At 73.5% G+C, this 21,252-nt stretch carries 17 protein-coding genes and 2 pseudogenes; 11 read left to right on the top strand and 8 right to left on the bottom strand.

Annotated elements, in window-relative coordinates; translation table 11 throughout:
• Positions 1-78: 78 nt before the first annotated feature.
• Positions 79-825, top strand: coding sequence for an SDR family NAD(P)-dependent oxidoreductase (locus ENC19_RS18710; RefSeq protein ID WP_164448437.1), 747 nt, complete (start codon positions 79-81; stop codon positions 823-825).
• Between the two features lie 4 nt (positions 826-829).
• Here ENC19_RS18710 and ENC19_RS18705 read toward each other — a convergent pair whose 3' ends face one another.
• Positions 830-1,618: a hypothetical protein gene (locus tag ENC19_RS18705; protein WP_164448436.1), complete on the bottom strand. Its 789-nt coding sequence runs from the start codon at positions 1,616-1,618 to the stop codon at positions 830-832.
• A 92-nt stretch (positions 1,619-1,710) separates the two neighbouring features.
• On the opposite strand from ENC19_RS18705, the pseudogene ENC19_RS18700 reads away from it, so the two are divergent.
• Both ENC19_RS18700 and ENC19_RS18695 read left to right on the top strand, forming a co-directional pair.
• Positions 1,711-3,884, top strand: a pseudogene (locus ENC19_RS18700) (RecQ family ATP-dependent DNA helicase).
• 149 nt (positions 3,885-4,033) lie between these two features.
• Positions 4,034-4,981, top strand: coding sequence for a hypothetical protein (locus tag ENC19_RS18695; RefSeq protein WP_164448435.1), 948 nt, complete (start codon positions 4,034-4,036; stop codon positions 4,979-4,981).
• Positions 4,982-4,986: 5 nt separating this feature from the next.
• Here the strand turns inward: ENC19_RS18695 and ENC19_RS18690 are convergent, their stop codons facing one another.
• The 3 genes and pseudogenes from ENC19_RS18690 to ENC19_RS18680 all read right to left on the bottom strand — a co-directional run bounded on the left by ENC19_RS18690 (position 4,987) and on the right by ENC19_RS18680 (position 8,661).
• Positions 4,987-5,439: a helix-turn-helix domain-containing protein gene (locus ENC19_RS18690; RefSeq protein ID WP_164448434.1), complete on the bottom strand. Its 453-nt coding sequence runs from the start codon at positions 5,437-5,439 to the stop codon at positions 4,987-4,989.
• A gap of 118 nt (positions 5,440-5,557) precedes the next feature.
• Positions 5,558-6,730 (bottom strand): class I SAM-dependent methyltransferase, encoded by a 1,173-nt coding sequence (locus ENC19_RS18685; protein ID WP_164448433.1) that lies wholly within the window; start codon positions 6,728-6,730, stop codon positions 5,558-5,560.
• Between the two features lie 226 nt (positions 6,731-6,956).
• Positions 6,957-8,661 (bottom strand): annotated as a pseudogene (locus ENC19_RS18680) (DEAD/DEAH box helicase).
• 335 nt (positions 8,662-8,996) lie between these two features.
• Here ENC19_RS18680 and ENC19_RS18675 point away from each other — a divergent pair.
• A complete protein-coding gene (locus ENC19_RS18675; protein WP_164448432.1) occupies positions 8,997-9,698 on the top strand; it encodes a ferritin-like fold-containing protein in 702 nt (233 codons plus the stop codon).
• A gap of 64 nt (positions 9,699-9,762) precedes the next feature.
• Here ENC19_RS18675 and ENC19_RS18670 read toward each other — a convergent pair whose 3' ends face one another.
• Both ENC19_RS18670 and ENC19_RS18665 read right to left on the bottom strand, forming a co-directional pair.
• Positions 9,763-9,990: a DUF3107 domain-containing protein gene (locus tag ENC19_RS18670; protein ID WP_099849490.1), complete on the bottom strand. Its 228-nt coding sequence runs from the start codon at positions 9,988-9,990 to the stop codon at positions 9,763-9,765.
• Positions 9,991-10,053: 63 nt separating this feature from the next.
• The gene (locus tag ENC19_RS18665; protein WP_131302398.1) at positions 10,054-10,692 is read right to left on the bottom strand and encodes a TetR/AcrR family transcriptional regulator; all 639 of its coding nucleotides are present in this window, start codon (positions 10,690-10,692) and stop codon (positions 10,054-10,056) included.
• A gap of 146 nt (positions 10,693-10,838) precedes the next feature.
• Between ENC19_RS18665 and ENC19_RS31885 the strand changes: the two genes are divergently transcribed.
• From ENC19_RS31885 to ENC19_RS18630, 7 genes are all read left to right on the top strand, one after another.
• Positions 10,839-12,788 (top strand): hypothetical protein, encoded by a 1,950-nt coding sequence (locus ENC19_RS31885; RefSeq protein WP_235944923.1) that lies wholly within the window; start codon positions 10,839-10,841, stop codon positions 12,786-12,788.
• A complete protein-coding gene (locus tag ENC19_RS31880) occupies positions 12,730-13,746 on the top strand; it encodes a hypothetical protein (protein ID WP_235944922.1) in 1,017 nt (338 codons plus the stop codon). The genes ENC19_RS31885 and ENC19_RS31880 overlap by 59 nt, the downstream gene beginning before the upstream one ends.
• 23 nt (positions 13,747-13,769) lie before the next feature.
• Complete coding sequence (locus ENC19_RS18650; RefSeq protein WP_164448430.1) at positions 13,770-14,744, top strand: alpha/beta fold hydrolase; 975 nt, start codon at positions 13,770-13,772, stop codon at positions 14,742-14,744.
• Between the two features lie 163 nt (positions 14,745-14,907).
• Positions 14,908-15,693, top strand: coding sequence for a DUF3152 domain-containing protein (locus ENC19_RS18645; RefSeq protein WP_235944921.1), 786 nt, complete (start codon positions 14,908-14,910; stop codon positions 15,691-15,693).
• 152 nt (positions 15,694-15,845) lie between these two features.
• Positions 15,846-16,571, top strand: coding sequence for a DUF3152 domain-containing protein (locus ENC19_RS18640; RefSeq protein ID WP_309246296.1), 726 nt, complete (start codon positions 15,846-15,848; stop codon positions 16,569-16,571).
• 90 nt (positions 16,572-16,661) lie between these two features.
• A complete protein-coding gene (moeZ, locus tag ENC19_RS18635) occupies positions 16,662-17,843 on the top strand; it encodes an adenylyltransferase/sulfurtransferase MoeZ (RefSeq protein ID WP_164448428.1) in 1,182 nt (393 codons plus the stop codon).
• A gap of 31 nt (positions 17,844-17,874) precedes the next feature.
• On the top strand, positions 17,875-18,795 hold the full coding sequence (locus tag ENC19_RS18630; protein WP_235944920.1) for a prenyltransferase/squalene oxidase repeat-containing protein: 921 nt from the start codon (positions 17,875-17,877) through the stop codon (positions 18,793-18,795).
• Between the two features lie 42 nt (positions 18,796-18,837).
• Here the strand turns inward: ENC19_RS18630 and ENC19_RS18625 are convergent, their stop codons facing one another.
• The gene (locus tag ENC19_RS18625; RefSeq protein WP_164448427.1) at positions 18,838-20,082 is read right to left on the bottom strand and encodes a glutamate-5-semialdehyde dehydrogenase; all 1,245 of its coding nucleotides are present in this window, start codon (positions 20,080-20,082) and stop codon (positions 18,838-18,840) included.
• Between the two features lie 36 nt (positions 20,083-20,118).
• A complete protein-coding gene (gene proB / locus ENC19_RS18620) occupies positions 20,119-21,228 on the bottom strand; it encodes a glutamate 5-kinase (RefSeq protein WP_281602963.1) in 1,110 nt (369 codons plus the stop codon).
• Positions 21,229-21,252 lie beyond the last annotated feature (24 nt).

Genomic DNA, 21,252 nt, shown 5'->3' with positions numbered 1-21,252 from the left:
GGCCACCCTCTCGCTACGGCACAGCGGTGACGGGTCCGGACGGTCGCGTACGGGGCAAGCGGTGACGGGGAGGACGGCATGAGCGAGCGGTTGGCCGTGGTCAGCGGCGGTGGTACGGGGATCGGGGCGGCCGTGGCGCGGGCGCTCGTCGTGGACGGGTGTTCGGTGCTCGTCGTGAGCCGGCGCGCGGAGGTGCTCACGGCGACGGTCGAGCGGATCGGCGCCGAATCCGGCCGTCCCGAAGCGATCCGGGCCGTCACGGCCGACCTCACCGACCCCGACCAGGTGGTCAAGGTGGTCGAGGCGGTCGACGGTCGGCCGGTCGACGTGCTGGTGAACAACGCCGGCGGCTACCACAGCGCGGACAGCGCCACGCTCGCCGGGATCGCCGCGAACTGGCGGGCGACCCTGGACACCAACGTGCTCACCGCCGTACTGCTCACCGAGGCGCTGCGACCGGCGCTGCGTCGGCCCGGCGGACGGGTGATCCTGGTCAGCTCCATCGCCGCGCAGCGCGGTGGTGGCGACGCGTACTCGGCGGCGAAGGCAGCGCTGCACGGCTGGGCGTACAGCCTCGCCGCGCAGCTCGGGCCGGACCAGGTCACGGTCAACGTGGTCAGCCCGGGCTACGTGGCGGAGACCGAGTTCTTCGCCGGCCGGATGACCCCGGAGGGCCACGCGCAGCGGGTGGCCGCGACCCTGGTCGGCCGGGCCGGGGTGCCGGACGACGTCGCCGAGTCGGTGCGCTACCTGGCCAGCCCCGCCGCCGGCTACGTCACCGGGCAGGTGCTCGGGGTCAACGGCGGATCGGTGCTCGGTCGCTGACCGGTCAGTCGTTGAGCATGTCGTACGCGGCGGAAGGGGCCGGCTGGGCCTGCTCCTCGGTGAACGCGACGACCGCTGGCGCCGTACCGAAGTCGTAGTACTCGACCACGTACTCGGATGCCTTCTTCTTGCCTGCGGCCGGAATCTCCAGCGTCAGCGAGGACAGGTTGCCGTCCGCGCCGACCACCGCGCTGAGCGGGAGCTGCCCGTCGGCGTCGCCGAGCGCGGCCAGGGCATCCGCCAGCTCCGGCACGGCGGACAGGTCCACCAAGCCGGTGTACGTCCCGGGCTCACCGGCCTGGACGTCGGTGGCCGCGCGGATGATCGCGTCGGCGTTGCCCGGGTCGGTGCCCTCGTAGGTGGGCAGCGAGTCCGGCCCCTCGATCTTCGCCGGATCCAGCTCCATCCACTTGGTGGGCAGCTTCATCAGCTTCTGGATGTCCTTGGCGCCCTTGAAGTTGACCTTCATCCAGGTGCGTGACTCGACCATCCGGAAGGACATCTCCAGCGTGAAGTCCTTGTCCTTGGTGACGGTGTCGATGTCCATGCCCCGGTTCGCCGGATCGACCACGCCGGAGACGTCGCCCGAGGAGTCGCTGGTGGTGAAGCGGAAGGCCGGGTCCTGCTCACCGGGCACGGCCGCCAGCAACTCCTGCTTCGGGTCCGGTGGTGGGGGAGCCGCTTGCGGGGTGGCCTCGTCGTCGCAGCCGGCAACCAGGGTCGCGGCCATCAGGGCGGCGGCCACGGCCGCGAGACGGCGGGTCGTGGCGGTGGTGCCGGTTCGCTGAGTCATCTCGTCTCTCTCTCGGGTATCGAACGGGAATGGTAGAGCACACTCCCGGACGCGGCCGGGCTCTGCTGCCGCGGCGCTGGTAGAAACGTCGGATGGGCCAGGAACGGACGGCGGTACGGCAGCGGGCCGAGGCGGTGTTGCGGCGGCTGGCCGGCACGCAGGCCCGGCTGCGCGAGGACCAGTGGCGGGCGATCGAGGCGCTGGTGGTGGACCGGCGCCGGGTGCTCTGCGTGCAGCGCACCGGGTGGGGCAAGTCGGCCGTGTACTTCGTGGCGACCGCGTTGCTGCGCGCCAGCGACGGTCAGGGCGGCGGGACCGAACCCACCGGCCCGACGGTCATCGTCTCGCCGTTGCTGGCCCTGATGCGGAACCAGGTCGACGCCGCGGCCCGGGCCGGCATCCGGGCCCGCACCATCAACTCGGCGAACCTGGACGAGTGGGACGCCATCACCGCCGAGATCCACGCCGGCACGGTGGACGTGTTGCTGATCAGTCCGGAACGGCTCAACAACCCGGACTTCCGGGACACCGTGCTGCCGAAACTGGCCGCCACCACCGGTCTGCTGGTCGTCGACGAGGCACACTGCGTGTCGGACTGGGGGCACGACTTCCGGCCGGACTACCGCCGGCTGCGTACCTTCCTCGGCAACCTGCCCGACCACACCCCGGTGCTGGCGACGACCGCCACCGCCAACGCCCGGGTGACCCGGGACGTGGCCGAGCAACTGGGCACCGAACCGAGCACCGCGACCGGGCCGCGACCGGACGTCCTGGTGCTGCGCGGCAGCCTGGACCGGGAGTCGCTGCGGTTGGGCGTGCTCGACCTGCCGAGCCCGGCGCACCGGCTCGGTTGGCTCGCCGACCATCTCGATCAGCTCCCCGGTTCCGGCATCGTCTACACGTTGACGGTGGCCTCGGCGACCGAGACCGCCGAGTTCCTCCGCTCGCGCGGCTGGGCGGTGGCCGCGTACACCGGGCAGGCCGAGGACGCCGACCGCCGCGCCGCCGAGCAGGACCTGCTGGACAACAAGATCAAAGCCCTGGTCGCCACCAGCGCGCTCGGCATGGGCTTCGACAAACCGGACCTCGGCTTCGTCGTGCACCTCGGCGCGCCGCCGTCACCCATCGCGTACTACCAGCAGGTCGGCCGGGCCGGGCGGGCCGTCGAACACGCCGAGGTGCTGCTGCTGCCCGGTGCCGAGGACGCGGCGATCTGGCGGTACTTCGCCTCGTTGGCCTTTCCGCCGGAGGAGCAGGTCCGCGCGGTGCTGGCCGCGCTGCACACCGACCGGCCGCTGTCCACGCAGGCCCTGGAACCCCTGGTGGATCTGCGTCGGGCCCGGCTGGAGCTGATGCTCAAGGTGCTCGACGTGGATGGCGCGGTCCGCCGGGTACGCGGCGGCTGGCTCGCCACCGGCTCGCCCTGGACCTACGACGAGGCCCGGTTGCGCCGCGTCGCCGCCGCCCGTACCGCCGAACAACAGGCCATGGTCGAGTACGCGGCGACCACCGGCTGCCGGATGCGTTACCTGCGGGAATGCCTCGACGACGTGGATGCGGTGGACTGCGGCCGGTGCGACCGCTGCGCCGGGCCCCTGCTCGCGTCCGAGGTGTCGGAGGCCGCGTTGAGCGCCGCGCAGACCTTCCTCGGCCGCCCCGGCGTGCAGCTCGCGCCGAAGAAGCTCTGGCCGACCGGGTTGGAGTCGGTGGGCGTACCGCTGAAGGGGCGCATCGCCCCGGCGGAGCAGGCGCTGCCGGGCCGGGCCGTCGGCCGGCTGTCGGACCTCGGCTGGGGTGGCCGGCTGCGCGGGCTGGTCGGGCCCGGCGCACCGGACGGCCCAGTGCCCGACGACGTGGCCGCCGCCGTCGTCGAGGTGCTCAAGGCGTGGGCGCACGGTGACGACCCTGGCCGGACCGGCCGGTCGGGGTGGTCGCGGTGGGCTCCCGGACCCACCCGGCGCTTGTCGGTTCGCTTGCCGAGCGGATCGCCGCCGTCGGCCGGCTGCCGCTGCTGGGCCAGGTGGTCCCCGCCGGGTCGGTGGCCGCCGACGGTCCCCGTGGCAACAGCGCGCAGCGGGTACGCGCCCTGCACGGCACCCTCACCGTCCCCGCCGACCTCGCCGCCGCCGTCGCCGACCTGGGCGGCCCGGTGCTGCTGGTGGACGACCTGGTCGACTCCGGCTGGACCATGACGTTGGCGGCCCGGGAACTCCGCCGAGCCGGTGCTGCCGGCGTGCTGCCGCTGGCGCTCGCCCTCGCCGCCTGAGGGTGCGACCGGAACCACGATCGGGTCGGCTCGCCAGGTGCCCGATCAACGCGGCGGTACGGTGGGCGCATGGCTGACCAGGCACCCGACGCGCCCGCGCTCGGGTCGGTGCGCACCGCCGAGCGACACGCCGCCGGCCAGGCCCCGGCGTGGCTCCGGTAGCCGGCGAGGCGCCTGCCACGGCCTCGGCGGTACCGGATCGCGCCACGCTGCGGTTGGCCCTGGTGGTCGGCGGGCTGGTGCTGGCGGTGCTGCTCGGATTCGGGCTCGGGCGGATCAACGGTGGTGGTGGTCCCACGGCGGCAGGCGGCACGGGCAGCGCGCTGGCCGAGCACCCCCACGCCCCCGGCGCCGGCGCACACTCGCACGGCGCCGACCAGGACGCGGCGGCCGAGGCCGGCGGTCTGGCGGTCAGCCGGGACGGATACACGCTGACCCCACTGGACGACGAGTTCACCCTCGGGCAGGCCGGTGAACTGCGGTTCCAGATCCGGGACGGGCAGCGCCGGACGGTCACCCGGTTCGCTGTCGTGCACGACAAGCCGATGCACGTGATCGTGGTGCGGCGGGACCTGTCCGGGTACCAGCACCTGCATCCGACCATGGCGGTGGACGGCACCTGGTCGGTCCCGCTGACGCTGCCGTCGCCCGGCGTCTGGCGCGCGTACGCCGACTTCACCGCCGTCGCCGACGACGGCCGGCAGACGGCGACCACGCTCGGGGTGGACCTGGTCGCGCCGGGCGACTACACGCCCCGTGACCTGCCCGGCCCGGCGACCACGACCAGGGTCGACGAGTTCACCGTCGAGTACCGGGGCGCTCCGCAGCCCGGGCTCACCGTGCCGGTCGACTTCCGGATCACCGGGGCGGACGGCGTGGGCCCGACGCTGGAGCGCTACCTCGGTGCGTACGGCCACCTCGTCGCCCTGCGCCAGGGTGACCTCGGCTACCTGCACGTGCACCCGGAGGCGGAACTCGTCGACGGCGCGATCCGGTTCTGGCTCACCACACCCGCGCCCGGGCGGTACCGGCTCTACCTGGACTTCGCGACCGGGGGAGCGGTACGCACGGCGGAGTTCACCGTGTCGGTGTCGTAGGGGGCTTAGCCCGCCGTCCGACGCATCGGGGTGGTGGTGGGATCCGAGGGCCGGCGGATCGGCCGTCGGGCGAGGTAGCGCAGCAGGTCGCGGATGTGGTGCTTCTCCTCCGCCGGCACCGCCGGATCCGTCAACCGTTGCAGGATCACCCGCACGTCGGCCTCCACCGGGCCGTCGTCGCCACGCCGCCACGGCCCGGAGCCCGCGTCGGGCAGACCGAGGGCGCGGAAGGCCGCCGCGACCGGCAGGTCGAGCGCCGCGCAGAAGCTGCGGACCTTGGCCAGTTCGGGGTAGTCCTGCCAGTCGCCGGCGAGCCAGCGGAAGACGGTCGAGCGACCGACGCCGGTGTGGGCGGCCAGGTCGGTGACGGTCCAGCCGCGCTCCTCGCGGGCGTCGTCGATGGCACGGCGCACGAAACGCGCGAAGGCCATCTGCGGCGAAACCTCTGCCGAACCCATCCGGTGGGTCTTCCCTCCCGACCGGCACCCGTCGGTGCGCTCTTCGAGAGTAGTACGGGAACGTTGCCGAACAATTGACTGATCGACCAGACGATTTCGGTGGCGGACGGCGATTCCGTCACATCGTCGGCGGCAGTTGCGTGAGCAGCGTCTCCAGCCGGGGGTTGAGCTGCCACTGGGTGACCAGGTCCCGGTACTCCGCGCGCTGGGCGGCGGTCGGTTCGGCGCCGGTCCGGCGGGCCCGGATGAGCAGGTTCCGCGGGGTGTGCGCGGAGTCGACGAACTCGACCACCTCGGCCCGGTAGCCGTGCAGGCGCAGCAACCCGGCACGCAGCGCGTCGGTGAGGACGTCCGCGAAGCGCTCCCGCAGGATGCCCTGCCGGGTCAGCAGGTCGTACGGGGGCGGGGCCGGCCGGGTACGCAGCTGCGCCGCGACGTCGTGATGGCAGCACGGCGCGGCGAGCACCCAGCGGGCGCGCCAGCCCACCGCCCGGGCCAGCGCCTCGTCGGTGGCGGTGTCGCAGGCGTGCAGCGCGAGCACCAGGTCGGGTGACGGCTCGACGGTCGCGTCGGCGATCGTGCCGGCGACGAACCGCACCCGGTCGGCCCAGCCCAGCCGCTCGGCCAGCTCGGTGTTGCGGCGGCGCTGGTCGTCGCGCACGTCCACCCCCACCAGCTCGACGTCGACCCCAGTGCCGGACAGGTAGCGGTACGCGGCGAAGGTCAGGTACGCGTTGCCGCAGCCCAGGTCCACCACCCGAAGTGGTCGGTCCAACTGCCCGGCCAGCCCGTCCGGCAGGGTGGCGGTCAGCGCCCGCAGGAACGCGTCCACCTGCCGTCGCTTGGCCGCCGAGCCGCCGATCTCGGCGAAGAGCGGATCGCCCGGGTCGAGCAGGTACTCCTTGCTTCGGTCGTGCCCGGCGGCGGCCGGGGCAACCGACCGGCTCGCCGTGCTGCGGTGCACCTGGGCCTCGCCCGACTTGGTCACCCGCAGTTGCAGGGTGGCGTCGGCGGTTTCCACGTGCCAGTTGCCGAACGGCTCGGCCAGCAGCGCCTCCACCGCCGCCTCGGCCTCCGGCCCGAGACTCAGGTTCCGGGTGTGCGGCCGGTCCCCGTCGGAGGTGGAGATCTGCAGCCGCTGACCGGCCTTGAGCGCGACGGGACGCAGTTCGGCCCGGACCATCGAGGGACGCTGGCCGCGTCGCCGTCCGGCCGCCACGGCCCGGGTGAGGGCCGGTCCGAGCAGCATCGAGCGGACCTCGGTCAGGGCGGAGTCCAGTGGTTCGGGCATCGCTCCATCTTCCCGGACGATTCGGCGGCATCGTCAGCTGGCAGGCGGCCACGACCCCCCGCACTGCCCATCCGCCAGCTCTGCTTCAACCGACGCACAGGTTCCGGCGGGTAGCCGGTGCGTGGAGTGAAGCGGAGCAAAGGGGGGCGGACAGCAGGTACCGCCCGGGCGGCGACGGGTCGGTCAGCGGCGCTGGCCGCGCTCCGTCGCCTCGGGCGGTACGTCGTCAGTCGGTGGTCGCTTCGGCCGGCGTACCGCTGTCGGCAGCGGCACCGCGGCGGCGTCGGCGGCGGCGCGGACGCGGGGCGGCGTCGGTGGCTCCGTCCTCGCTGCGGTCGGTGGCTGCCTCGGCGGGGGTGCCGTCGACGGCCGTCGAGACGGTCTCGGCGCCCGCCACCGCCTCGCCGGCCCGGCGGCGCCGGCGACGTCGGGGTACGGGTGCCTTCCTCGGCGTCACTCGCGGTGGCCTCGGTCGGCGTGGTGTCCGCACCGTCCTGCCGGCGGCCGCTGCCGCCGCGTCCACGGCCGCCCTCACCACGGCCGCCCTCACCACGGCCACCGTCGCCGCGACCGCGGCGGCGGGTGCCGCGCGGCTCGCCCCGCCGGGAGCGGCCACCACCCAGGTCCTCCTCGATTTCGGCGGCCAACCCGGCGCGGGTGCGTTCCGCGGTGGGCAGGGTGCCGGTGATCTCCGTGGAGATGTGCAGGTCGGTGTAGAGGTGCGGCGAGGTGTGGTACGTCTCCGGCGGCTCGGGCATGTCCAGGCCGAGCGTCTTGTCGATGATCCGCCAGCGGGGCATGTCGTCCCAGTCGACGAAGGTCACCGCGACCCCGCTCGCGCCGGCCCGACCGGTCCGGCCGATGCGGTGGGTGTAGGTGTCCTGGTCTTCCGGACAGTCGTAGTTGATCACGTGGGTGACGCCGCTGACGTCGATGCCCCGGGCCGCCACGTCGGTGGCGACCAGGGTGTCGATCTTTCCGGCCCGGAATGCCCGCAGGGCCCGCTCCCGGGCACCCTGCCCGAGGTCGCCGTGCACCGCCGCGACCGCGAAGCCCCGGAAGTCCAAGTCCTCGGCGACCCGGTCGGCGGCCCGCTTGGTCCGGGTGAAGATAATGGTCAGTCCACGGCTCTCCGCCTGGAGAATCCGGGCCACGATCTCGATCTTGTTCATCGAGTGGGTGCGGTAGACGAGTTGCTCCGTCTGCGGCGAGGGGCCGGTCTCGGCGGTGTGCCCGGCGTGGATCGTGATCGGGTGGCGCAGGAAGCGTCGGGACAGCGTCACGATCGGGTCCGGCATGGTCGCGGAGAAGAGCATGGTCTGCCGGTCCTCCGGCAGCATCGCCAGGATCCGCTCGACGTCGTCCAGGAAGCCGAGGTCGAGCATCCGGTCGGCCTCGTCGAGCACCAGCGCGCGCACCCCGTGCAGGCGCAGGTGCTTCTGCTTGGCCAGGTCGAGCAGGCGGCCCGGCGTGCCGACGAGAATCTCCACACCCTTGCGCAACGCCTCGATCTGCGGCTCGTACGCGACACCGCCGTAGATCGGCAGCACGCGTACGCCCCGGGTGCGGCTGGCGGCGGCGATGTCCTTGGCGACCTGGATGCCCAGCTCGCGGGTTGGTACGACGACCAGGGCCTGCGGCAGCCCGTCGCCACCCTCGTCGGGTGCGAAGACCCGCTCCAGCAACGGCACGCCGAAGCCCAGCGTCTTGCCGGTGCCGGTCGGTGCCTGCCCGATCAGGTCAGCTCCGCGCAGCGCGATCGGCAGCGCGTACTCCTGGATGGCGAAGGCGCGGGTGATGCCGGCCGCGGCCAGCGCGTCGACGGTCTCGTCGCGCGCGCCGAGCTCGGCGAAGGTCGGTGCCTCCGGTCGGACCGGGGCGGTCGGGGCCAGTTCCTGGCCGTCGATGATGTCTTGAATCGGCTCACTCATGTGGATTTGGGGGTGCCCTCTCGTGGGTGCGCCCCGTCATGTCCGCAGGGCGCGTTCGGTATGGCGCGGGCCACACGGTCGGCGGCAGAGAGCCGAACGGACCGGGCCGCACGCGCGCCGTGGGTCGGACTTCGACCGGATCGGAGTTGACTCCGGCCGGATCGGCACCTACGGCAACTCCTCCATGCTACCTGAACGGGTTAAACAGCGTCCCGATTCCATGGGGGCGGGCAACGACGCAAAGGTTTGTAAGTGACCTGTATCACAAACTGTGGGCGATGGTCGGCGATTTGGCGCGGGTCTGCCGCGCCGCCGGCGGACGGTAGCCTGCGCACGTGTCCACCCCCACTCCGCCCGGCCACGGCGTTCCGGCCGCGCCCGGTGACGCCACCACGGTCCCGCCCGGCGACGCCGTCACCGACCTGCTCGGTCTGGTGGCCCTCGGCGAACTGCTCGCCTTCGACCGGATGGCCGCCGATGCCCGGCTCGCCCCCGACCTGCGTCGCCGGGCCGCGCTGAGTGAGATGGCCGCTGCCGAGATCACCAACTACCGGCGGCTGGCCGACCGGCTCGCCGCGCTGGGCGTGCCGCCGGACGACGCGATGGCGGCGTACGTCACACCGTTGCAGGCGTACCACGACTCGACCGAGCCCCGCGACTGGGCCGAGGCGGTCACCAAGGCGTACGTCGGTGACGCCATCACCGACGACTTCCTTCGGGAGATCGCCGCCGCCCTCGGCGAACCCGAACGTCAACTGGTCCTCGACGTGCTGCACGAGTCGCGGTACGCGGAGTTCGCGGCCGCCGAGATCCGGCTCGCCATCGAGACCGATCCGACCGTGGCGGGCCGACTGTCGATGTGGGCCCGACGCCTGGTGGGCGAGGCGCTATCCCAGGCGGGACGGGTCGCCGCCGCCGACCACCGGGCCCTCACCACGCTGATCGTCGCGGGTGGTCAGGTCGACGTGGCGGAACTGTTCCGGCGGCTGACCGCCGCGCACACGGCGCGGATGGTCGCCGTCGGGCTCAACAACTGAGACCGGCAACAGGAGTGCGGCGTTAAACCCCGCCCACTGATCCTGTCGCCGGTCCGTCGGAACGTCAGCGGACGGTGAAACCGACCGCTCGGGGGGACGCCTCGGCGATCTCGACGTAGGCGACCTTGCCCACCGGCACGATGATCCGCCGCCCCTTCTCGTCGGTCAGGGAGAGGGTGCCCTCGCCCCTGGCGACGGCGTCGGTCACGATCCGCTCGATCTCGGCCGGCGACTGTGCGCTCTCCAGGACCAGCTCGCGCGGCGCGTACTGCACGCCGATCTTGACCTCCACTGTGCCTCCTCCATCGGGCGAAATGGCCGCCCTGCGAAGGCTATCCGATCACAAGGTCGAAGGTCAGGCTGACTCACCTTGCAGCGGAAAGCTGGCGATGCCCCGCCAGGACAGCGCCGCCACCAACGCCTCGGCCTCGGCCTTGGGCACCTGCCGCCCACCGGCCAGCCAGAACTGTGCGGCGGTCTCGGCCGCGCCCACCAGGCCCGAGGCGAGCAGCTCGGCGTGCGCCCGGCTGACCCCTGTGTCGGAGATGATCGTGTCGGTGATCGCCGCGATGCAGCCCTGCTCGACCCGCTCCACGCGCTGCCGCACGGCCGGCTCGTTGCGCAGATCCGACTCGAAGACCAGGCGGAAGGCCTCGCTCTCGTGATCGACGAAGTCGAAGTACGCCCGCACCGACGCGCTGACCCGCTCCTTGTTGTCGGTGGTGCTCGCCATGGCGTCGTGCACCTTGGCGACGATCGCGTCACAGTGCGTGTCGAGCAGCGCCAGATAGAGCTCCATCTTGCCGGGGAAGTGCTGGTACAGCACCGGCTTGGAGACCCCGGCCCGCTCGGCGATGTCGTCCATGGCCGCAGCGTGGTAGCCCTGCGCGACGAACACCTCCTGAGCAGCGGCAAGTAGCTGCTTGCGGCGCGCCGAACGGGGCAGGCGCGTGGGTCGGCCGGCGGTCTGGGCGCCGTTCCCCACAGCGGTCATGGGAACCTCCGAGGTTGTCGTACGGGCCGGCATATCACCCGAACCGGTCGGGGCCACTCGGCCCTTCGCGGAATTGGCCCGCCGCTGTAACTTATCGCCACTGTCGCCACACGGTAGCCTCAGCGGGGGCGACCAAGGAGCGCGCGGTGAGTGAAACAGGGCAACCCGGTGCCGCCACCCCGGGAGAGCACGGCGACGGGACGGGTCAGCGCGATGACCTGGCCCGTTCCGGCAACGGGTGGTCGGCGTCCCCGGTCGACTGGTCGTGGGGCCCCGAGGTCGTGCCTGGCTCCGACGTGACCGGTTCGCGGTCGGAGTCTCCGTCCGGTTGGGCCACCGCCTCGTCACGCCACGCCGACCTGCCCGCTCCCGTCGGTGAGCAGGCGGAGCCCGAGCGGCCCGTCCGGGTCAACGGCAACCACGTCAACGGCCACCAGCCGAACGGCGCGCCCGTCGCCGACCAGTCGACCGGTGGCCGGCACGTCCCGGTCAGCGCGCCACCCGGCCTGCGCGGGCCGGCCCAGGATGCGGGCAAGGACCGCCTCGTCGTGCCGGCGCCTCGTCCGGTGCCCTCCGGCGAACAGCCAGGCACCGCCGGAACCGGTCGGCCGACCTCGTCGCCCCCGGCCGTGCAGGTGCCGCCGGTCGGCACCGCCCCCTCCGGCTTCGAGATGCCACCCGGCCTGCACGCACCCTCCGCCGAACGGTCCGCCGACGGCTGGCAGCACGGCTGGGACGACGCTCTTCGGCCGGAGCCGGCCGGTGAGCCCTGGCCGACCGCGCCCGCCGCCGATCCGCCGGCCGGGCCGGCTGACCGCCCTGCGGTCGACGGCACCGACCAGCCCGGCCGCTGGCCGGCCGCGTCGGGCGGCACCGACCAGCCGGCCGGCTGGTCGCCTGCCAAACCGCCCGTCGGTGGGCCGGACCGGCCCACCTGGGCCCAGCCCGACCCGGTCCGCGACTGGGCGCCACCGTGGGCGCGGGACGAGGACGCCCCCACCGACCGTCGGTCCCGTGAGGCGTCGGCCCGGAACTGGGCCAGCGAGCCCAGCCGCCCGTACGAGCCGCTCCGCGCCGAGGCGACGCGACCGTACGAGCCGGTTCGCGCGGAACGGCCCCGGCCGTACGAACCCCGTCGCGACGCCGAGCCCGATCCGGAAGGGCAGCCGCCCATCGGGCCCGACCCGGCGGACCAGCCGGCGGCCGTCGATCCGACCAGCGGCCCTCCGGACTCGCCGCGTCCCACCTGGGCGCGCTCAGCCGACCTGCCGCCGGCCGCTGAGCGTCCGTCCTGGGCGCTGCCCTCCGCCAGCGACGATCCGACCAGCGCACCGTCGGCCCCCAACGTCCGTCGTGGGCGCGGTCGCCAGGTGCCGCCGGCGGCGGAGCGTCCGTCATGGGCGTTGCCGCCGGTCAGCGGTGCGCCGGCCAACGAGGGCCCGCCCTGGGGTACCCGGAACGAGGATGCGCCGCCGTGGGGCAACCGGTCCGGCGGCCCGCCGGCCGACGAGCGGCTGCCGTGGGCGCTGCGCCCGGCCAGTTCCCCGCCGGCCGGTACGCCGTCCGGCGCCGCCGATCCGACGAGCGCCCCACCGGCCGCGGCCCGGCCGCTGGCCCCCACCTCCGGCGTACCGCAGCCGACCGGTCCGAGCCGGCGGGAGACAGCCGAGCCCGGCCCGACGCCGCCGGTCGCCGAGGCCCGGTCGGCCGGCGATCCTCCGGGGTACCGACCGTTCCGGCTGCGGCCGGTTCCGGACGAGCCGGCACCCGCGCCCGCCCCGGTCTCCCGCGCCGCCGGATCCAACCACCACCGGGACAGCCCCGCCCGGCGAGAATCCGGGTGCGTCCGATCGCCGCGAACGCACCCTCTGCGCCCGTCCCGACGAGCGCAGCCCCTATACGGCACGCCGGTCCGCGCCCGATCCGGTCCCGCCGACCGAGCCGGCCGGCGACCGTTCGCGGGACAGCACCACGGCGGTGTTGCCGCAGCGCGTCCCCGCCGAACCGGACGTGCCCGTCGTGCCGGAGCCGCCAGCTGTGGAGCCACCCGCCGAAACCCCGGAACTAGCCCGGATCGCCACTCATCTTCGCCGTGACGACGAGCCGGCCCCGCTGCGGGACCGGCCGGAGGGCTTCGACGTCAACGCGATCCTCGCCGCCGTTCGCGGCGTCGAGGGCGTACGCGACGCCGCCCTGCGGCGTACCCCCGCCGGAGCGCACAGCCTCCGCCTCGACCTCGCTGACGGTGCCGACCCGGCCGAGGTGAGCCGACATGTCGCCCGGTTGTTGCAGGAGCGGATGGGACTGGCTGCGGCACCTCGCGGCCTACCCGGAGTCCCCGCCGTGCCGGTGCGTCGGCGCGCCACGGAGAGCCGGGCGAGGCGGGTGAGACCGCCCGTCCGCGGAGCCGCGGCGCCGTCCGCCAGACCCGGCGGCACCCGGACGGAGACTCCGCCGAGCCGGCCGGAGACGGTGCCGGAAACCACCCGGCGGCGCCGGCAGTCACCGGCACCGAACCGGGGTCGGGCGGTCGTCGACGAGCCGGGTGCGTCCGGCAGCCCGGCGACCCTCGGTGCGTCCTACTCCGGCGGGCAACTCACCACGACCGAGTCCGCGCCGTCGCGACCGCTGGACACCGGTGGGGCGCCGGGCCCCCGGGTGGTGCTCGACCACGTCCAGGTGAGCACGTTCGGGCTCGACGCCAATGTCGAGGTCCGGCTGGTCGCGGGCGACCGGAACGCCTCGGGGTACGCCACCGGGCCCGCCGTGGACGGCTTCGTGCTGCGGTTGTGCGGGGTCGCGGCGGCGGCGGCGATCGACGAGCTGCTCTACGCCGCCGGTCCCACGGCGGAACGTGGCCGGTGTTTCGTGGAGCACGCCGCGGTGGTGCCGTTCGGCAACTGCGAGGTGGCCACCGTGGTGGTGCTGCTGGTCTGCGACGGGTGGGTCGAGCAGTTGGCCGGGTCCGCCCTGGTGGCCGGCGATCCCCGGCAGGCGGTGGTGCGGGCGACCCTGGCCGCGGTCAACCGTCGACTGGAGGCGCTGCTGGCGTGAGCCGTTCCAGGCAAACTGGAACGGTGAAGCCTGCCACCCTCTGGCCCGAACGGCTGTTGCCCGCTCACTCGGTTCCGCCACCCTGGCCGGGGCGGGAGGTGCGACTGGACGGAGCTGTCACCTACGTCCGGGAGACGCCGGCCACCGCCCCGAACGCCGAACCGGCGTTGTACGTGCACGGTCTGGGCGGCTCGTCGCAGAACTGGACCGACCTGGCCGGCCTGCTCGCCGATCGGCTGGACGGTCAGGCGATCGACCTGCCCGGCTTCGGTCGCAGCGAGCCGGGCCGGCGCTACACCGTGCCGGTCTTCGCGGACCGGGTGATCCGCTGGATCGAGTACTCCGACCGCGGGCCGGTGCACCTGTTCGGCAACTCGCTCGGCGGTGCGATCTCGGTACGGGTGGCGGCCCTCCGGCCGGATCTGGTCCGGACGCTGACCCTGGTGTCGCCGGCCCTGCCGTTTCTCGACTTCCGCCGGTCGTTGCAGGGACGGATGCTGCCGCTGCTGGCGATCCCCCGGGGCGAACGGGTGGCCGCCTGGCGGCTGGCCCAGCTCGCGCCGGAGGTGATGGCCCAGCAGGTGATGGAGGCCTGCGTGGCCGATCTCAGCCGGATCAGCGACCAGCGTCGGAGCGAGGCGCTGGCGGAGATCCGGGTGCGCTACGAGGCGGAGCACTACGCGGCGGCGTACGTGCGCACCTTCCGTGGCCTGGTCTCCAGCTTCGTGCGGTCGTACCTGCCCGGGTCGGGCTCGCTGTGGCGGATGGCCGGTACGGTGCGCGCACCCTCGCTGGTCATCGGGGGACGGCAGGACCGGCTGGTCGACGTACGGGTGGCCCCGCAGGCCGCGCGGGTGATCCCGGACAGTCGACTACTCATGATCAATGGTGTCGGGCATGTGGCCCAACTGGAGGTGCCGCGCCTGGTTGCCCGGGCGGTGCTGGGCCTGCTCGCCGAGGCGGGGGAACCCGCCCGCCGGGCAGACCTGGCAGGATGACCGGGTGCCCAGCCCTGGTAGCCGTCGACGGTCGGCTCGTCCCGCTGGCCGTCACGCCGTCCGGCGACCGTTTTCGCACCGTGACCGAGCGGCGGCTCCGGTCGCTGCCGCCGCGCACGGGGTGCGGCGAGGGCTCGGAGCGGGTGCGCTGGTCCGGGTAGCGATGCTGGTGGCCGCCGTCGGTGCCGCGGTGGCGATGGTGGCCGGCGGCACCGGCGTGGGCTCGGGGGCAGCCGACGAGGTCGCACCGGTGGTCTCCGGGCCGGTCGTGGCCCCGTCGTCCCCGGCACCCGTGCGGACACCGTCGCCGGTGGCGGTATCCCCGTCGCCCGCGCCACCGGTCCTGCGGGAGCCCGGTTCGAGACCGTCGACGGGTCCGGGGCGGTTCGGCTACGACGACCGGGCCGGCCCGGTGCTGGGTTCGGCCGGTGACCTCCGGCGCTACCGGGTGGCGGTGGAGTCCGGCGCCGGCGTGGACGCGGGCGAGTTCGCCCTGGCGGTGCGGACGGCGCTGGCCGGCCCGGGCAGTTGGGTGGACAGTGGTCGACTGCGGCTGCGGCAGGTCGAGCGTTCCGCTCGTCACGACTTCACCGTCTACCTGGCCACGGCCGGGACGGCGGGTCGGATGTGCGCCGCCGGAGGGGTGGACATCCGGGTCGGTGGCCGGCCGTACACCTCCTGCCGGGCGCCGGGAAGAGTGATCATCAACCTGGACCGGTGGCGGCTGTCGGTACCGCACTTCGTCGAGGCCGACGTGCCGCTGTCGCTCTACCGGACGTACGTGGTCAACCACGAGGTCGGGCACGAGCTGGGCAACCGGCACGAGCGCTGCCCGGGGCGCGGCGAGCCGGCTCCGGTGATGATGCAGCAGACGCTCTTCCTCAAGGGGTGCGTCGCGAACCCGTGGCCGTACCTGGACGGTCGGCGGTACCAGGGCCCGCCACTCTGAGCGGCGGCCGGACGATCAAATCGCGGTGATGTGCGGGAAAGGGATGCGACGATGGCGTCATGCCCTCTTCGCCCCTTTGGCGCGATTGCGACCACTCGGCTCGACCGTCGGAGCCGGAGAATCGGCCTCGCCGACCGGTGGTGCCGCACCGGGTGGTCGTGACCCTGGGCATGGTGCTGGTGCTGGCCGCCACCGCGGCGGTGCTGCTGGTCCGAACCGGTCAGCGGGTGGCCGCGCCGGAGCAGGGCTTCGGCAACCGGGTCGCCGCCGGGGCGGGTGGCGACGAGCAGGCCCGGCCGAGCAGGTATCCGTGGGTGGGTGACGGCAGCTTCACGGTGGCCGGTGACCAGTCGCCGGTGCACGGCGAGGGCGGTCCGGTGGCCCGCTACCGGGTCGCCGTCGAGCAGGGCACCGGCCAGGATCCGGTCGCCTTCGCCGCCGTGGTCGACGGGGTGCTGGCCGACAGGCGTAGCTGGATCGGCACCGGGGAGCTGCGCGTGCAGCGGATCGCCGAGGCGGATGCGGCCGACTTCACCATCTACCTGGCCACCCCGCGAACCTCCGAGGCGATGTGCGCCGAGGGGGGACTGAGTACCGAGGGCTACACCTCCTGCCGGCTGCCCGGGCAGGTCATCATCAATCTGGCCCGCTGGCTGGAGGCGGTGCCGGACTACGGCGCCCCGCTCGAGGTCTACCGGGCCTACGTGATCAACCATGAGGTCGGGCACGAATTCGGGGAGGGACACGAGGCGTGCCCGGCGCCCGGAGACCCGGCGCCGGTCATGCAGCAGCAGACGTACGGCCTGGATGGCTGCCTGCCGAACGCCTGGCCGCTTCTCGACGGTCGCCGGCACGCCGGTATTCCCGCTCCCGCATAGCGGGCGACGTGTCGCTGCTCATGGTCGATGGGCACGTCGGCGAGCGACAATGGCCCGGTTGTCCGCCACATCGATCCCGGGGAGTCCACCGTGTCGCTGCCCCCGCTCGTCGAACCCGCCGCCGAGCTGACCGTTGACGAGATCCGCCGCTACTCGCGCCACCTGATCATCCCCGACGTCGGGGTCACCGGGCAGAAGCGGCTGAAGAACGCCCGGGTGCTCTGTGTCGGCGCGGGTGGCCTCGGTTCGCCCGCCCTGATGTACCTGGCCGCCGCCGGTGTCGGCACGTTGGGCATCATCGACTTCGACACCGTCGACGAGTCCAACCTCCAGCGCCAGATCATCCACGGGGTCTCCGACGTCGGACGCTCGAAGGCCGAGTCGGCCGCGGCGAGCATCCGGGAGATCAACCCGCTGGTGAATGTCGAGATCCACAACACCGCGCTGGACCGGGACAACGTCCGCGACATCTTCGCCCAGTACGACCTGATCGTCGACGGCACCGACAACTTCGCCACCCGCTACATGGTCAACGACGCGGCGGTGCTGCTCGGCAAGCCGTACGTCTGGGGGTCGATCTACCGCTTCGACGGCCAGGCGTCGGTGTTCTGGGCCGAGCACGGTCCCTGCTACCGGTGCCTCTACCCGGAGCCCCCGCCGCCGGGCATGGTGCCCTCCTGCGCCGAGGGCGGCGTGCTCGGTGTGCTCTGCGCCTCGATCGGCTCGATCCAGGTCAACGAGGCGATCAAGCTGCTCGCCGGCATCGGCGAGCCGCTTGTCGGCCGGTTGATGGTCTACGACGCCCTGGAGATGAGCTACCGCAAGATCAAGGTCCGGAAGGACCCGAACTGCGTGCTCTGCGGGGAGAACCCGACACTCACCGACCTGATGGAGGACTACGAGGACTTCTGCGGTGCGGTGTCGGAGGAGGCCCAGGAGGCGGTGGTCGACGCGACCATCACCGCGTCCGAGCTGAAGGAGTGGCAGGACGCCGGCAAGGACATCTTCCTCGTCGACGTCCGGGAGCCGGCCGAGTACGAGATCGTCCGCATCCCGGGGGCCACGCTGATCCCCAAGGGCGAGATCCTCTCCGGTGAGGCGCTGTCCAAGCTTCCGCAGGACCGGCAGATCGTGCTGCACTGCAAGTCCGGCGTTCGCTCCGCCGAGGCGTTGGCCGCGTTGAAGGCGGCCGGTTTCCGCGACGCGGTGCACGTGCAGGGCGGCGTGCTCTCCTGGATCAAGCAGATCGATCCCTCGCTGCCCGCCTACTGATCCCACCGCCGAGGGCCCCGTCGCCATTTCCATGGGGGCGGGGCCCTTCGCCGCCACCCTGCCGTCGGTCGGATCTCACCTATCCGTCCTCCTGAGGCGAGATCATGTTTGCGCCGGTAGCGTGGCCGCCGTGGTCGACATCGACGCCGCGATCGGGTTCGTGGTGGCTCACGGGGACGCGGTGGAGCGTGCCCGCCTGTCCTGGTTGCGTACCGGCACGCAGCCATCGCCGGAAGTGCTCGACAGCGCCGAGGTCGGGCAGACACTCGGCGGCGGCTGGCCGGCGTCCTGGGGCGACGAGGTCGCGTCGGTGGACGCGACCTGCTTCCGGCTGGCGGAACTGGACGATCTCGGCGCGCTCGGCCGGCCGAGCGCACGTCGGGCGCTGGACTGGCTCGCCGCCGGCCAGCAACCCGACGGTTGCTGGGAGGAGGACCGGGCCCTCGCGGACTCCGCGCCCGAGTGGGCCCGTCCGGGGGACCCGGAGGCGCGCCTGTACCTGACCGCCAACGCCGCGTTCTGGCTGACGGTGGCGGGCCTGGACGCGCGGGCCGCCGGGCCGTTGGACCACCGGGTCGGCGGGGCGTACGCCGGTGTGGTGCACGCCGCCAGCCAGGCGCTCGCCGCTCACCTGCGCCCGGACGGCAGTTGGCCGTCCTTCCTGGCCGCCGGTTGGCTCAGCGCGGCCGTCCTGCACCGGCAGCAGATGTTCTACGAGTCGGCGCAGATCAAGGCGGTCCTGGCGGAGCGGTTACCGCAGGCGTCGGCGGCCGACGCCGCCTGGCTCGCCGTGACGCTGCGCCGGGTGGGCGTCGACCATCAGGAGTGGACGCTTGTCGCCGCCCGACGCCGCCTCACCGAGACGCAGCGCAGCGACGGCGGCTGGAGCAGCGACGACGGCCACCAGTTCGACGTACACGCCACCCTCGCCGTCATCCGCGCCTTCCGCTGACCCCGGCCTCCGCGCACCCCTCCCGTGTTGAGGTGGAGGGGGTCAGGGGCGGAGGTGGCCGGTGCCGGTGACCACGTACTTGGTGCTGGTCAGTTCGGGGAGGCCCATGGGGCCGCGGGCGTGCAGCTTCTGGGTGGAGATGCCGATCTCCGCGCCGAAGCCGAACTCGCCGCCGTCGGTGAAGCGCGTCGAGGCGTTCACCATCACGGCGGCCGCGTCGACCCGGGCCACGAACTCCCGGGCGGCCGACTGCGAGTCGGTCACGATCGCCTCGGTGTGGCCGCTGCCGTAGCGCCGGATGTGCGCGACCGCCGCGTCCAGTGAGTCGACGACGGCGGCGGAGATGTCCGCGCTGAGGTACTCGGTGCCGAAATCCTCGTCGGTGGCCGCCACCACCGCGTCGGAGTGGGCCGCGACCCGGGCGTCGCCGTGCACCGTCACCCCGGCTTCGGCGAACGCGGCAAGCATCGCGGGCAGGAAGGCGTCGGCGATGTCGGCGTGCACGAGTAGCGACTCGGCGGTGTTACAGGTGGACAGCCGCTGCGTCTTGGCGTTGAGCGCGATCGACACCGCCATCGACAGGTCGGCGGCGGCGTCCACGTAGACATGGCAGTTGCCCACCCCGGTCTCGATCACCGGCACGGTCGACTCCTCGACCACGGTGCGGATCAGCGATGCTCCGCCACGCGGGATCAGCACGTCGACGAGCCCTCGGGCCCGCATCAGCTCCTTGACCGAGTCGCGGCTGCTGGCGTCGACCAGTTGCACCAGGTCGGCGGGGAGGCCGGCCTGGTCGATCGCGTCACGCAGCACCGTGACCAGGGCCGCGTTCGAGTGCGCGGCCGAGGAGGAACCGCGCAGCAGCGCCGCGTTGCCGGCCTTGAGACAGATGCCGGCAGCGTCCACTGTCACGTTGGGTCGCCCCTCGTAGATGATGCCGACCACGCCGAACGGCACCCGGATCTGCCGCAGCTCCAGCCCGTTGGGCAGGGTCGAACCGCGGACCATCTCGCCCACCGGGTCGGGCAGCGCGGCCATCTGGCGCAGCGCGTCGGCGATGCCGGCCACCCGCCCCTCGTCGAGGGCGAGCCGGTCCAGCACGGCCGCGCTCAGCCCGGCGTCGCGCCCGGCCGCCAGGTCCGCGGCGTTCGCGGCCAGGATCTCCGGCGTACCCGCCACCAGCGCGTCGGCCATCGCGTGCAGCGCGGCGTCCTTGGCGGTACGCGTGGCCACGGCAAGCGTCTCCGCAGCCGCTCGCGCCCGGCGGGCCTGCTCGCTCACGCTCATCTTCCACTCCTCAGGTGTCGGCCCTGGTCGGGCGATTCACAGCAGCACCAGGTCGTCGCGGTGGACGACCTCCCGTTCGTACGCCGGGCCGAGTGCCGCGGCGAGGTCGGCGGTCGACCGCCCGAGCAGGCCGGGCAGCTCGATCGCGTCGTAGTTGACAAGTCCTCGGGCCACCGGTGCGCCGGAGGTGTCGACGAGGTCGACCGGGTCGCCGGCGGTGAAGGCACCGTCCACGGCGGTTATCCCGGCGGGCAGCAGCGACTTGCGTCGGCCCACCACGGCGGCCACCGCGCCCGGGTCGAGGTGCAGTCGCCCCCGGGGCGCGGTGGCGTGGGCGAGCCAGAACAGCCGGGCGGCGGGTCGCCGGAGGCTGGGGTGGAAGAAGGTGCCGACCGGCTCACCGGCCAGCGCGGCGAGCGCCTGGGTGGCGGAGGTGAGCACCACCGGGATGCCGAAACCGGTGGCGATCCGGGCCGCCTCGACCTTGGTCACCATGCCACCGGTGCCGACCCCCGCCCGCCCGCTGCCGCCGATCTCGACACCGACGAGATCCGCCTCGTCGCGTACCTCGGCGATGCGACGGGAGCCGGGGCGCGCCGGGTCGCCGGTCCAGAGCGCGTCGACATCGGAGAGGAGCACCAGCAGGTCGGCGTCGACGAGCGCGGCCACCAGCGCGGCCAGCCGGTCGTTGTCGCCGAACCGGATCTCCTCGGTGGCGACCGTGTCGTTCTCGTTGACGATCGGCACCGCCCGCAGGTCGAGCAGCTTGCGCAGGGTGCGGTACGCGTTGCGGTAGTGGGCCCGCCGGGTCACGTCGTCGACGGTGAGCAGCACCTGGCCCACGGTGCGGCCGTGCCGGGCGAAGGCGGCCGCGTACCGCCCGATCAGCAGGCCCTGGCCGACGCTGGCGGCGGCCTGCTGGGTGGCCAGGTCGCGCGGTCGCCGGGGCAGCCCGAGTGGGGCGAGGCCGGCGGCGATCGCGCCGGAGGAGACCAGCACCACCTCGCGGCCGTCGGCGGCCCGTAGACCGAGGGCGTCGACAAGCGCGTCCACCCGCCCGTCGTCCAGGCCGCCGGTGGCGGTGGTCAACGAGGAGGACCCGATCTTGACAACGACCCGCCGGGCCGCCGTGACTGCGTCGCGCACCCGCCCATTCTGCGCTGTCGTCGC

Source organism: Verrucosispora sioxanthis, assembly GCF_010560025.1.
GTDB lineage: Bacteria > Actinomycetota > Actinomycetes > Mycobacteriales > Micromonosporaceae > Micromonospora > Micromonospora palythoicola.
Note: the sequence above shows the minus strand (reverse complement) of the source record. Positions and strands in the feature narration are given on the sequence as shown.

What these genes read in the sequence shown, in the direction of transcription:
- ENC19_RS18710 (WP_164448437.1), top strand. Translation starts at nt 79, where the DNA reads ATGAGCGAGCGGTTGGCCGTGGTCAGCGGCGGTGGTACGGGGATCGGG.
- ENC19_RS18705 (WP_164448436.1), bottom strand. Translation starts at nt 1,618, where the DNA reads ATGACTCAGCGAACCGGCACCACCGCCACGACCCGCCGTCTCGCGGCC.
- ENC19_RS18690 (WP_164448434.1), bottom strand. Translation starts at nt 5,439, where the DNA reads ATGGGTTCGGCAGAGGTTTCGCCGCAGATGGCCTTCGCGCGTTTCGTG.
- ENC19_RS18685 (WP_164448433.1), bottom strand. Translation starts at nt 6,730, where the DNA reads ATGCCCGAACCACTGGACTCCGCCCTGACCGAGGTCCGCTCGATGCTG.
- ENC19_RS18665 (WP_131302398.1), bottom strand. Translation starts at nt 10,692, where the DNA reads ATGACCGCTGTGGGGAACGGCGCCCAGACCGCCGGCCGACCCACGCGC.
- ENC19_RS18645 (WP_235944921.1), top strand. Translation starts at nt 14,908, where the DNA reads ATGCTGGTGGCCGCCGTCGGTGCCGCGGTGGCGATGGTGGCCGGCGGC.
- ENC19_RS18630 (WP_235944920.1), top strand. Translation starts at nt 17,875, where the DNA reads ATGGGGGCGGGGCCCTTCGCCGCCACCCTGCCGTCGGTCGGATCTCAC.
- ENC19_RS18625 (WP_164448427.1), bottom strand. Translation starts at nt 20,082, where the DNA reads ATGAGCGTGAGCGAGCAGGCCCGCCGGGCGCGAGCGGCTGCGGAGACG.